The sequence below is a fragment of the Streptomyces sp. NBC_00259 genome (genome assembly GCF_036181745.1).
GTDB lineage: Bacteria > Actinomycetota > Actinomycetes > Streptomycetales > Streptomycetaceae > Streptomyces > Streptomyces pratisoli.
Genome location: NZ_CP108080.1, coordinates 7,569,371 through 7,581,061, shown reverse-complemented (window position 1 = coordinate 7,581,061; position 11,691 = coordinate 7,569,371). Strand labels below are relative to the sequence as shown.

Genomic DNA, 11,691 nt, shown 5'->3' with positions numbered 1-11,691 from the left:
GGGATCCGGCCCGCGGGTGTCGGGCTGAGGATGTCGACCCGCAGGCGTCGGGGCCCAGATCTGAACTCCCGCTGCAGATGGTGACCTTCGCGGTCGGTGGGCCTGGTCCGCCTATCCGTGGTCCGGGCCCGGTCGGGCGGTGTCGTTCGAGGTGGTTCCGGGTTTGGTGTGCAGGACTTCGCGGGCCTGTTCGGCGGCGCGGGTGATGCTTTCGCTGATGAAGTCGAGGAAGCGGGCGATGTTCTCCAGGCGGGCGGCGGCGGGCGTGTGGGGGCCGAGGACGGCGACGCCCTGGCGTGCGGTGGCGACGAGCTGGTCGTTGGCACGGGCGCTGGCGATCGTCGCCTGGTAGAAGAGCTCGTCGTCGACCACGTAGCGGTCGCGACGGCGTTCGTCGCGCTCTCGGCGGACGAGGCTCTGGCCCTCCAGGAAGGCGATCGCTTTGGAGATGGACGCCGGGCTGACCTGCAGTCGCCGGGCGAGCTCGGACGCGGTGAGGCTGCCCGCGTCGGTGGTGAACAGGCAGGTCAGCACCCGGGCCGCCATCTTGGTCAGGCCCGAGGCCATGAGGACGGTGGTGAACGTCTCCTCGTACTCGGCCACGGCCTCGGCGTCACGTCCGTGCGGCTGGGGGACCGACTCCGGCCCTTGGGGGGAGGCGGTCCTGCGCCGGTGGGCGCGGCGTTCGGTGGCGCGGTGGGCCAGGTCGGCGCGGTAGGCGGTGGGGCCGCCGTTGCGCATCACCTCACGTGTGATCGTCGAGGTCGGACGCTCGAGGCGTCGGGCGATCTCGGCGTAGGGGAGGCTGTCGGCCAGCCCCAGCGCGATCTGCTGGCGTTCCTGCTGGGTGAGCCTGCCTCCCGGCATCGCGATCTCCTTGGTGATCCTTCGTGGCGGTTCTTGATCCCCACCATAGCGTTCACTTCTCATCCATTGCAATGACCAGAGAGTGCCGTTGCATTACTCAACAGGCTCGTTGCAACAATTCATCGTATTCCACCTGCACAGTTGTCGATTCTATGCAACAGATACGTTGTCAGGCATTGGAAAGCAACGTAGCGTTTCCGGTGTCAGAAACAACGAACGAGCACGGGAGAGCACGATGCAGAAGTTCGACACCACCGCCCCGATCTCCGCCGTCCTGAACATCCCTGCCGGACGAGTCCAGTTCATCGCCGCAGACCGCGGCGACACCACCGTCGAGGTCCTGCCCGCCGACCCCTCCAAGAACCGCGACACCAAGACCGCGGAGCAGACAACCGTCACCTACGCCGACGGCGTCCTGCGGATCACGACCCCGGCGCCCGGCAACCAGCTCCTCGGCCCCTCCGGATCCCTCACGGTCACCGTCCAACTGCCCGCCGGCTCCCACATCGAGGCCAAGGCCGCCGGCGCCGAGCTCCGTGGCGTCGGACGCCTCGGCAACGTCGTCTTCGACGGCGCGTACCGCCAGATCAAGATCGACGAAGCCGCCGACGTCCGCCTCACCGCGATCGACGGCGACGTCGAGGTCGGCCGACTGGGCGGCCCCGCGGAGATCAGCACCGCACGGGGCGACATCCGGATCAACGAGGCCGTGCGCGGCACGGTCGTGCTCCGTACTCAGTCCGGCGACATCTCGGTCGCCGCCGCAGCAGGCGTCTCGGCCGCCCTGGACGCCGGCACCGACTACGGCCGCGTCAGCAACGCCCTCAAGAACGACGGCACCACCGAACTCGACATCCGTGCCACCACCACCCGCGGCGACATCACCGCCCGCAGCCTCTGAGCGACAGAACCGACCAACGCGACGGCAAGACGGCAACACGACGACAACGCGACGACACCGCGACCAAGGGGAACTCATGACCAACAACAGCACGTCCTCGACCAGTTCGACGTGGACCGGCATGGTGCCGGTCGACGACACTGCCCTGGCCGTCACCGACACCGGCGGCCCCGGTGTCCCCGTGGTCTACCTCAACGGCCAGTTCGCCACTCAGGGGTACTGGCGGCGGGTCGTCGCCGAACTGGGCACCGGGTGGCGGCACATCACCTACGACGAGCGGGCCCGCGGCGCATCGAAGCGTTCGGCGGACTATTCCTTCGAAGCAGCCGTCCGGGACGTCGATGCCGTCCTCGCGGCCAGGGGTGTGGACCGTGCGCTGCTGGTGGGCTGGTCCTACGGGGCGGTCGTCGCGGCGCACTGGGCCGACCGGAACCCAAAGCGTGCGCTGGGCGCGGTCCTGGTCGACGGCGCGTTCCCGTACGACTGGCTGGATGAGGCCATGGAACAGCGGATCCGGAAACTCTTCCGGCGCATGAGCTGGTTCCTGCCGCTGCTGCGCCCGACGGGCCTGGCTCCGCGGATGACCGCCGAACAGCAGGCGAACAGCAACATCGAGCTCGGCCGGCTCTCCCGCGAGCGCGAGTTGGGCCCCGTGCTGGACAACATCACCGTCCCGGTGCGGTACGTGGTCGCTTCGGGGACGTCCTTCGGAAGCCGCGGTGACGAGCAGGAACGGATACGCGCCGGCCTCGATGCGGTGACCGCCCGCAACCCGAACATCCGGATCAGCGCGAAGGTCGCCGGCAACCACGGCTCGATCCTCAAGAAGGACTTCCCGGCCATCGCCGAGGCGGTACGCGACGTCGCCGCCCTCGACCGCGGAGGGCGCTGAAGACCCGACCGACGGACTGAGCGCAACCTGCTGAAGCCACCCCTACGGGCCCACGCGGCCCGCGGGGTCGGCGTCCCCGGCGTCCGCGGCGTCCCTGGCGTCCCCGGCTCGTGCGGTGGCCGCCGCCTCCAGCAGGGTCCAGCCGTCGACCTCCACCGCCCGCCGCTCCCCCGGCTGCCATCCACGGGCGCAAGCCGCGTCGAGCAAGGCCCGGACGGCACCCGGTTCGTGCAGGTTCAGGGAGCCGCCCCGGACGAACCCCACATCCCCGGAGCCCATGGGGAACCCGCCCGGGACGTACCGGTCCGGGCCCTCGGCGAAGACGATGCGCAGCGGGCCGCCGACGCCGGACGGCTGCGGGAACAGCGTGAGGGTCTCGCGGCAGTCCGCGGACCACCCGCTTTCCCGTACGCAGTGGTCGTGGCGGAGCGTCCACAGGTACGTACGCCCGTCCACGACCAGTCGGCGGGGCTTCCTCGAACGGCGGGGCACGGAGCCGAGGGTACGCGGCCGATCGCGGCTTCGGAGAGGCTTCGGAGAGGCGGCGGTGGATTCTCGTCGTCGCGGGCGGGCCGGTCCGAATCCGGGTGCTAACTGTCGCTGCGGTGGTGTGTGATCAGGGGTATGGCGATCGCGTTGGGGAAGCCGGGAGTCGACGGGCTGAGCGAGGCTGTGAGCGTGCTGCGGGAGTGGCAGAACGACGGGGAGCCGAGGCAACTGCATCCGGGGGACCTGGGCTGGTTCTGGCGATCAGGTGCGGAAGCGACGGCCGCGGCGGTCAGGACGTGGAGCCGGGACGGACGGATTCTCGCCGTCGGGCTGCTGGACGGTCCCGGGCTGTTGCGGCTGACGATCGCGCCGGACGCTCAGCGGGACGAGGAACTGGCGGAGCAGTTGGTCGAGGACGTGACCGAGCCGGGGCGCGGCGTGCTGCCGGCGGGGAAGGTGGCTGTCGAAGCGCCGATGGGCGCATGGGTCCAAGATCTGCTGTCCGCGGCAGGCTGGAACGCCGACGAGCCGTGGACGCCGTTGCGCCGCGACCTCACGGAGCCGGTCGAGGACCCCGGCGTGCGGATCGAGGTGGTCGGGCCGGAGCAGGCGCGCGTGTTCGTCGCCGTACATCGGGCGGCGTTCGACGGGTCGAGGTTCACTGACGAGGGCTGGCACGCGATGGCGGCAGGGCTGCCGTACGCCGACGCCCGGTGTCTGGTCGCGTACGACGAACAGGGCAACGCGGTGGCGGCGGTGACGGTGTGGTCGGCCGGGCCGGACCGGCCCGGGTTGCTCGAACCGATGGGCGTGCACCGCGAACATCGCCGTCGCGGCTACGGCAACGCGATCACCGTCGCCGCGGCGGCCGCGCTCCAGCAGCTGGGCTCCTCGTGCGCGTTCGTCTGCACCCCGAGCTCCAATGTCGGCGCCGTCGCCACCTACACGTCAGCCGGTTTCCAGCAACTCCCCGAGGTCCGGGATCAGTACCGGGACGCCTGAGGCGTGTTCTGGACCTCGCTGATCCGATTCCCTCGGAAGACCGCAGGAAAGCGCCGGGCCTGGCAGACTGTGCGCCACCTGGGGGGAGATTGTCGTGCCGGATGAGCTGACCGTCTGCCGGATACTCGGGGACCAGCCGTTCGCCGAGATCGGCCGGCCCGAGTGGGCGGTGACCGACGAGCGTCACGGCTGTGTCATCGCGGCCGGTGACCTCGGGCACGTCATGTGGCGCGGTACGGGCCACTGGCTCGGCCACCGGATCGGCGTGTACGAGGCCGGCACCCTCCGTCCGCGCCACGTCGTCGCCTCCCGCTACTCCGTATGTGCCATCGAGCCTCACCCCGAGCTGCCGCTCGTCGCAGTCGGCACCGGCCGCTACGACGGCTCGTGGGACTTTCAGGGACGGCTACTCCTGCTGCACCTGGAGACCGGGCGCGTGACGAACCTGCTGAGCAAGAGCCGCCAAGTGCGCCACCTGCGCTGGCTGGAGGACGGCAGGCTCGCGATGCTGCTCTCGCCCGAGGACAAGGACGGCGGCTTCAGCAAGGGCTTCGAGCTGGCCGTGGCGGTGGACGACTGGCTGTCTGCTCCGGCCGGTCTGGTCGACCCCGACGACACACGCCATCCGATGGTCGAGAGCGGGCTCCTTTACGACCCGCATGTGGAGAACACCCTTGCGCGGCTGACGGAGGGCCGGTGGCGGCGGCGGGGGGAGGTGCGGGACCTGGCGGTGCTGGCCGACGGCCGAGTGCTCGCCACCGGCCGGCACACGGACCTCGAATGCTGGGATCCGTCGGGCGCGCTGAGGTGGGCTCTTCCTGCGGACGGGGAGGGAAGCGTCCGGGTCGAGGCGGCCCCTGACGACGAGTCGTCATGGGTGACGTACCGGGGCTACCGGCGCGACGAGGTGACGGGGCGCCTGGTCGACCGCGCGACCACTGTTCGGCGGATATCGACGGCGGACGGCGGTGCGATGGGCTCCGTGGACGTGCCGTCGGTCCCCGCACTGTGCGCCGCGGACGAAGGCTGGCTCGCCCTGCGCCCGCAAGGGCGCGACGCAGACGCCGCGCTGCTGCTCGCCCCCACGCACCAGGAGGCGGCACGCCTCGCCCTCGGCCCCAGCCGCACCAACTCCCCGGCGCTGCGCGTCAGACACAGCGCCCGGCTGCTGTATGTGGACGGCCCCGGCCCGGACGACGACGCGCCGTGGATCCACGCGATCGATCCTCCAGGCGCCCACGGCCCCGCCACTGTGCGCGCCCTCTTCCCCTTGCGCTGGGACCCGGCGTCCGCACTCCAGCCCTGGTACGGCCCCGCCGTCGAGCTGACGGACACCCTCGTCCACGCGGGCCGGTCGTACGAACGGGGCGCCACCTACGCGGAATCCCGCGAGGGCACGTATGTCGTGAGCCGCCGGCTGCCGGACGGAGAGGCACGCTGGGTGTACGGCACCGACAAGCCGCTCGCCGATCTCGACGGCGACGAGCGGAGGCTGTACGTCGTGTATCTCACCGGTGAGGTGGAGACCCTGGTCACGGCGACGGGCGAGGTGCGAGCCCGGCACACCCTGCGCGCGCACGGCCACCCGGTCACGCCGGTGTCCGCCGCGTACCGGGCGGATCAACAGCGGCTGGTCGTGGGGACGGTGGACGGACGGATCCTGGACTGCTCGGTCCCGGATTGACCGTCCACCAGGCCGCAGAATTGTGGGCGGTGTGGTCAGTGTGTGCAGGACCGCGCCCGCTGACCCCGGCCTTCAATGCTCCTGGACGGGGACTGGACGGAAGTGACCCTGCCACGAACGGTGCGTCACGAAGCAAGGGGACACCTTGAGCGAACCGACTGCCCCGACGACGAGTACCAGTAGCCGTGAAGCTCCACCGTCTGGCTTCCCCCAGCCTGGATGATCAATTCCGAGGGATGCCTGCGGAGGGTGTGGGGTGGGCGGCGGCCGAAGCCACCGCGAGACGGTCAGGCGGCGGGCTGCCGGCCCTGGTTGTCGAGGTGGCAGCGGGCGGTCAGGCGTCAGGGTCGACTTCGGGGTGCGTGAACCGCACGGGCTTGCCCAGCGACCGGGCGTAGGCGATCTCGGCTCGGGTGCTGTCTCCGATGTAGTCGCCGACTACGAGCACCTCATCAGCGAGCCGGATCTTCGCCCGGTGCAGATCGTCGAGTCGAACCTTCAGCGCCTCGGCCTCGACAGGATCGGACCAGAGTTCGTGCGGCGACTTCATGTCACAGCCCGGTTTGACGACGATCTTTCCGGCTTTGGTCTCCCGCAGATCGGCCTCGTTCATCTCGGTCATGAAGCGGGTGGAGCCGCAGATCACGACGATACGCGGGAGGCTCAACAGCTTCTTCGCGTCGGCGAGCTTCTCCTCGGGGGTGAGCAGTTGCGGGTATGACACTGGTTCCTCCTGGTGGTGTGGTTCAAGGGGTGCCCGCGGAGACGAGAACGAGGGTGTCCAAGACCGTTTTGTGACGAACGACGTGGACACCCTCGCGACAGCACTCTATGCGCGACCGACGACATGCTGAAGGAGCATCCCGACCTGGCGCCGTGGCGCCCGCCGGTCGGCATTACGCCCCGCCTGAGCGATGCCGAACTGGTCACCCTCGCCCCGATGCAGGCCATACTCGGGCTACACCTCCGAGGCCGAATGGCTCCGCCATGCCCGTGCCCACCTGCGCCATCTCTTCCCCTACCTGCCCCAGCAGCCCGGCTACGACAAGCGGCTGCGCAAGGCCGCCGGTCTGATGCGAAGCGTCAACCGGATCCTGGCCACCACCACCTCGGTGTGGAGCGACGACGTACGGGTCGTGCACTCCACCCCGGTGGAATGCGACCGCTCCCGCGAGACCGTCAAACGCTCCGACCTGGCAGGTTGGGCCGGACTAGATCATCTAGTGGCGGCGGCGCAGCGTCACGTCCGCCAGTACCGGGCGGTGGTCGGAGGCCAGGGTGTCCGGGACGGTGGTGTTGCGGACGGTGAAGGCGTCGGACAGTGTCACGAAGTCGATGCGCTTCTCGGGTGTCACCGCCGGGTATGTGAAGCCGGAGTTCGACGACGTCCATGCGTCCGTGAGGCCCGACCACAGCGGCGACAGCTCTTCGGCGTCGGGGCCCGCGTTGAAGTCGCCCGTCAGGATCTGGGCCGGGCACTTGCCCTTCGGCGAGCAGTCGTCCGCCATGATGTCCACGGTCTCGCGTACCTGCGCCACACGCACCGAGGGGTCACTGCGGTAGTCGAGATGCGTCGTGTAGACGTGCACCGGCGTTCCCTTCACCTTGACCACCACTTCGAGGAAGCCCGGCATCGGCTTCGGCACGGGGTTGGGCTCCTGCGTGGACAGCCGCGTCAGGTCGTGGTTCTCGGCGCTGCGCACCGGAAAGCGGGACAGGATCGCGACGCCGAACCCGCCGCCCTCGGCCGTCGTGTAGATGGGAGCGAAGGAGACGTACATGTTCAGGTTGTCCGCCAGCTCCGTTGCCACGTCGCGGAACTCGGAGCGGGCGCTCCAGCGGACATCGACCTCCTGCAGGCCCACGATGTCGGCGTCCATGGCCCGGATGGCGTCTGCCGTGCGCGCGGGGTCGAAAACGTTGTCGCTGTCGGCGCCGTAGTGGATGTTGTACGAGGCGACGCGCAGGCCAACCGACTTGTGGGCATGGTTCTGGGCCGAGGCGGACGGCGCGGCGGTGAGTGGCGCGGTGAGCGACGCCACCAACGCGAGGACGACGGTGAGCGGGGCGGGGCGCATGACGGCTCCTGACGGCGGATGAGAGGCGGGTGACGGTCGGGCACGTTAACCGCTCGCGGTGACGCGCACCCAGAGGGCAGGCGAATCAAGATGGCCGCTCGGTGAAGTCCCGCCCTGAAGCTCTGTACCGCCCCGCCCCCGAACCTGTGATCGGAGCCGGTGGAGGATAAATGCGTCGACAGCGCCCTCGGCACCCGGCAGAGTGGCCGCCCGTGACGAGCAGTGAGTTGTGGACGCGTGCGACCGCCGACCGCTACGACGCCGAAGAGACCGAGATGTCCTCGGCCGCCGTTCTGGGACCGACTCTCGCCCTCCTGGCCGAGCTCGCCGGAGACGGCCGGGCACTGGAGTTCGCCATCGGAACCGGACGGGTGGGCGTCCCGCTCAGGGAAAGCGGCGTGCCAGTAGTGGGCATCGAACTGTCCGAGCACATGGCAGCGGTCCTGCGGCGCAAGATCGACGAGGACATGCTCCCGGTCGTCATCGGGGACATGGCCACCACCGTCGTCCCCGGCGAGTTCACCCTGGTCTACCTCGTCTACAACACCATCACGAACCTGCTCACGCAGGACGAGCAGGTCGAGTGCTTCCGCAACGCCGCACGTCATCTGCGACCCGGCGGCCGATTCGTCATCGAACTGGGCGTGCCGCCGCTGCGCTTCCTGCCGCCCGGCCAGGTCGCGGTGCCGTTCGACGTCTCCGAGCAGCATCTCGGCTTCGACACCTTCGACCTGGTCGAGCAGATTCTCGTCTCGCACCACTTCACCCGCGACGCCGACGACGGCCGCTACCGCCGTGACCACTCCCGGCATCGGTACGCCTGGCCGGCGGAGCTCGACCTGATGGCGCGGATCGCCGGGCTCGAGCTGGAACGTCGCGTCGCGGACTGGGACGGGGCACCGTTCACCCAGGACTCCGCGAAGCACATCTCGGTATGGCGCAAGCCAACCTGAGCCCGACCGCCGAGCCGTCACCGTCCGGGTACCGCTTGCGCCCGGTCTGAGGGAGCCCGGTCTGATGAAGCCCGGTCTAAGGGCGCAGGGTGACCGTCAAGCTCCGGCCGTACACGTGCCGGGTGTTGAACTCCAGGCGAGTGCCGCCGTGGACGGGGCTGACGCGAACGCCGCCGTCCGACGTCGACTCCCGCAGGGGCCGACCGCGGAGCAGGACGGTGACGGTGTCCCGTTCCATGGTCGGGTCGGACACGGCGACGGTGGTCAGGTCGCGTCGCCGGTGTTGGAGGATCACCGAGGCGGGACCGTCGATGCGCATCCCGCCGGCCTCGTGGCGGCCGGGCGTGAAGGTGTTGGCGGCCGTCAGGGCGAGGCCGGTGTGGGTGACGGCTTGCAGGTGCGGGGTGTTCGCCAGCACCTTCAGGGGCCCCGACGGACAGGAGCGCAGCCGGGCCTCGCCCGCGTTCGGCACCAACGCGTAGGCGAGACCGAGGGGTTCGGCTCCGGTCGGCTGATCGACCGTCACGCGGAAGACGCTGCGGGTCACGGCGGTGTCGGGGTTCGAGGTGCGGACGACGCGGCGGCTGCGGGTGACCGTGTCCAGGGCGACCCTCACCTGAGGGGTGTCGAGGAAGACATAGCCGACGGCCGTCCCCCGGGTCGCGTTGGCGTAGCGCAGCCACTGCAGATCACCGGTGCCGGCGCCGGTCCAGGGCCGGCCGTCGCGAGCCGTCCCGATGACGTGGACCTGGTCGCCGGGCGCGGCGATGCGGGCGTCAAGCGTGGTGGTCACGGCCCGCCCGTCAAGGTCGCCGACCCCGGCGACGAGGACCACGATCTCCTCGTCGAGGAGGAACCACGACTTCGTCGCCGTCGCATTGCGGTAGACCGCGAAGTCGTCCGGGAGCAGACCCGCGCCCTTGTCACGGAAGGCGACGTCGTCGGACTGCACCATCGCGGCCGCGCCGTACGCCCCGAGGACGGCGCCGCCGGAGTGCCCGTTGGTGCCGCGCGGGAAGTAGACGTAGGTGTTCTGCGATTCGGACGACGAGGTGAAGTTCAGCGGGTGGCCGGGGTTGTCGTAGTACGGCTTCCCGTACAGCTCGGGGATCGTGCGCCGTTGCTCCACCGGCGCGGTGACGCCGGCCAGGCCGTAGGGCGAAACCGTGGTGAAGTAGTCGACTCCGTATGCCTGGGCCTGGTCCTGGCCGGAGAGGTAGAGGTAGTGCGCCCCGTCGCCCTGGAACCACGGCATGAGGTTCTCGCCGTTCATGTACTCGTACTTGCTGATCCGGCCGGAACTGCGCGCGAGGGCGAAGGCGAATCCCGGCCTGCGGTGCACGGTCCTGTCCATGGCGTTGAAGGCCACGCTGCGCGACGGGGTGTTGAGGTCCGCGGGCACGACGGTGGTGTCGGCGACGATGTCCGCGTAGCGCACGATGGCGGCCGGGGAGACGAAGCCGGCCGGGTCGAGGGCGGTGTGCGAGGTGGACCGGATGTGTTTGACGTAGCTCTTCAGGGCGGCGGCATCGACGCCGCTCGCGAGGGAGGAGAGGTCGACGACGGCCTCGACGACCACCGCGACGTCGGTGTAGCCGCTGTCCGTCCGTGACACGGCTCTCCCCTTGACGATCTCCATCATCCAGCCTTCGAAGATCAGCGGCGCGAAGCCGTTCCTGACCCAGCCCTGGACGGTGGGGACCAGTTCCTCGCCGTGCGCGAAGCCGGTGCCGTCGAGGATCTTCAGGGTCTGGACGACGCGGGTGAGCAGGCCCTTTCCGTACGACCCTGTGTAGGCGACGGAGGCGTGCTGGATGAAGGAGCCGTCGGCGTAACAGCCGTCGGTGACACCATGGTTGAGGTGGTACGGGTCGACGGTGGCGAAGACCGTCAGCTGATCGGTGAGGGCCTTGCGGATGCGCGCGTCGTCGCCGAGGAGCGCGCCCTGCAGCAGTCGGTTGATGGTGATGTCGGCAAGGTTGGCGCCCGTGTGGAAGCGGGAGTCGAGGTTCACGTCCCCCTCGATGCCGTTGCGGAGATAGGCGTCCATCGATGCGACGTAGGTGCGCACGAGGTCCGGGCGGTAGACCTGCACCTCGTCGGCAAGGAGCGCGAGCAGCCTGCTGACGTGCTGGGAGATCCCGATCTCCCAGTGGAACCAGTTGCCGTAGTAGCCCTTCGACTGGTCGCCGTAGTAGCGCTCGTGCAGATGGACGAGACCGTCGATCACCCGGCGCTGCACGGCGGTGTTCCCGTACAGGTCCGGGGCCGCGCCACCAGGCGTGCGCGTGGCCAGCGCGATCTCGTACAGGCGCCGGAAGGCGGTGTTGAGGTTGGCCTCGTTGGTACCGAGCACCAGCCCCGCGAACAGCTCGTCCTCACCCGCGGCGTCCATCAACTGCAGATTCGTCCGCGCCGCTCTGACGACGGCCGCCAGCTTGGCCGCCGTCTCGGGCCGGGCGTTGGTCCCGGCGGTCCCGGCGAAGACGGCCACGGTGTTGGCCAGCAGCCGTGCGCTGCCGGCGGCGACCTCGTCCGCCGTCGCCGGCCGCGAGGGAACCACGCTCAGAAGACCCGCCGCGGACAGAGCGGACAACAGGCGTCTGCGCGAGATCTCCATGGCGTCCTCCCGGCGAATCGGTCCTCAGCGGGCGGAGTCAAGCAGATGCACCCACCAACGACAAGGCTAAGCGTCCCTCGCCGCCGAGTGTCTGTCTGTCGGCAGGCGAGGATCCTGCCGACGCCGTCGCGGGCAGTCCACAGCGCCTGGGGACGTCGCCGGAGAGGATTCGTCGTTCGCTCCCGGGCCCCGCGGGATCTTCAAC

General features: G+C 69.8%; 10 protein-coding genes and 1 pseudogene. 6 read left to right on the top strand and 5 right to left on the bottom strand.

Features of this window, described 5'->3' with window-relative positions; all coding sequences use genetic code 11:
- Positions 1-111: 111 nt before the first annotated feature.
- Positions 112-867: a helix-turn-helix domain-containing protein gene (locus OG766_RS36795; protein WP_443045578.1), complete on the bottom strand. Its 756-nt coding sequence runs from the start codon at positions 865-867 to the stop codon at positions 112-114.
- A gap of 235 nt (positions 868-1,102) precedes the next feature.
- Between OG766_RS36795 and OG766_RS33985 the strand changes: the two genes are divergently transcribed.
- Together OG766_RS33985 and OG766_RS33980 are read left to right on the top strand one after the other, a co-directional pair.
- Positions 1,103-1,768 carry a DUF4097 family beta strand repeat-containing protein gene (locus tag OG766_RS33985; RefSeq protein WP_328727102.1) on the top strand — a complete coding sequence of 222 codons (666 nt, stop codon included), beginning with the start codon at positions 1,103-1,105 and terminating at the stop codon, positions 1,766-1,768.
- A 76-nt stretch (positions 1,769-1,844) separates the two neighbouring features.
- Positions 1,845-2,660, top strand: coding sequence for an alpha/beta fold hydrolase (locus tag OG766_RS33980; RefSeq protein WP_266384775.1), 816 nt, complete (start codon positions 1,845-1,847; stop codon positions 2,658-2,660).
- A gap of 42 nt (positions 2,661-2,702) precedes the next feature.
- On the opposite strand, the gene OG766_RS33975 is transcribed toward OG766_RS33980, so the two are convergent.
- Positions 2,703-3,152, bottom strand: coding sequence for a hypothetical protein (locus tag OG766_RS33975; protein WP_328727101.1), 450 nt, complete (start codon positions 3,150-3,152; stop codon positions 2,703-2,705).
- Between the two features lie 132 nt (positions 3,153-3,284).
- Here OG766_RS33975 and OG766_RS33970 point away from each other — a divergent pair, with 132 nt between their 5' ends.
- Together OG766_RS33970 and OG766_RS33965 are read left to right on the top strand one after the other, a co-directional pair.
- Complete coding sequence (locus tag OG766_RS33970) at positions 3,285-4,151, top strand: GNAT family N-acetyltransferase (protein WP_328727100.1); 867 nt, start codon at positions 3,285-3,287, stop codon at positions 4,149-4,151.
- A gap of 94 nt (positions 4,152-4,245) precedes the next feature.
- Complete coding sequence (locus tag OG766_RS33965) at positions 4,246-5,835, top strand: hypothetical protein (protein WP_328727099.1); 1,590 nt, start codon at positions 4,246-4,248, stop codon at positions 5,833-5,835.
- A gap of 334 nt (positions 5,836-6,169) precedes the next feature.
- Here OG766_RS33965 and OG766_RS33960 read toward each other — a convergent pair whose 3' ends face one another.
- The gene (locus OG766_RS33960; RefSeq protein ID WP_037743720.1) at positions 6,170-6,559 is read right to left on the bottom strand and encodes a hypothetical protein; all 390 of its coding nucleotides are present in this window, start codon (positions 6,557-6,559) and stop codon (positions 6,170-6,172) included.
- Between the two features lie 70 nt (positions 6,560-6,629).
- Here OG766_RS33960 and OG766_RS33955 point away from each other — a divergent pair.
- A pseudogene (locus OG766_RS33955) lies at positions 6,630-7,043 on the top strand (IS982 family transposase); the annotation flags it as partial.
- Between the two features lie 12 nt (positions 7,044-7,055).
- On the opposite strand, the gene OG766_RS33950 reads toward OG766_RS33955, so the two are convergent.
- Positions 7,056-7,913: an endonuclease/exonuclease/phosphatase family protein gene (locus OG766_RS33950; RefSeq protein WP_328727098.1), complete on the bottom strand. Its 858-nt coding sequence runs from the start codon at positions 7,911-7,913 to the stop codon at positions 7,056-7,058.
- Between the two features lie 212 nt (positions 7,914-8,125).
- Here OG766_RS33950 and OG766_RS33945 point away from each other — a divergent pair, with 212 nt between their 5' ends.
- Complete coding sequence (locus OG766_RS33945; protein WP_266384786.1) at positions 8,126-8,866, top strand: class I SAM-dependent DNA methyltransferase; 741 nt, start codon at positions 8,126-8,128, stop codon at positions 8,864-8,866.
- A 76-nt stretch (positions 8,867-8,942) separates the two neighbouring features.
- On the opposite strand, the gene OG766_RS33940 is transcribed toward OG766_RS33945, so the two are convergent.
- Entirely contained in the window at positions 8,943-11,486 is a 2,544-nt protein-coding gene (locus OG766_RS33940; RefSeq protein ID WP_328727097.1) for a polysaccharide lyase family 8 super-sandwich domain-containing protein, read from the bottom strand.
- Positions 11,487-11,691 lie beyond the last annotated feature (205 nt).

Coding starts and splice junctions, on each gene's coding strand:
- OG766_RS33985 (WP_328727102.1), top strand. CDS start 1,103: ATGCAGAAGTTCGACACCACCGCCCCGATCTCCGCCGTCCTGAACATC.
- OG766_RS33970 (WP_328727100.1), top strand. CDS start 3,285: ATGGCGATCGCGTTGGGGAAGCCGGGAGTCGACGGGCTGAGCGAGGCT.
- OG766_RS33980 (WP_266384775.1), top strand. CDS start 1,845: ATGACCAACAACAGCACGTCCTCGACCAGTTCGACGTGGACCGGCATG.
- OG766_RS36795 (WP_443045578.1), bottom strand. CDS start 867: ATGCCGGGAGGCAGGCTCACCCAGCAGGAACGCCAGCAGATCGCGCTG.
- OG766_RS33950 (WP_328727098.1), bottom strand. CDS start 7,913: ATGCGCCCCGCCCCGCTCACCGTCGTCCTCGCGTTGGTGGCGTCGCTC.
- OG766_RS33940 (WP_328727097.1), bottom strand. CDS start 11,486: ATGGAGATCTCGCGCAGACGCCTGTTGTCCGCTCTGTCCGCGGCGGGT.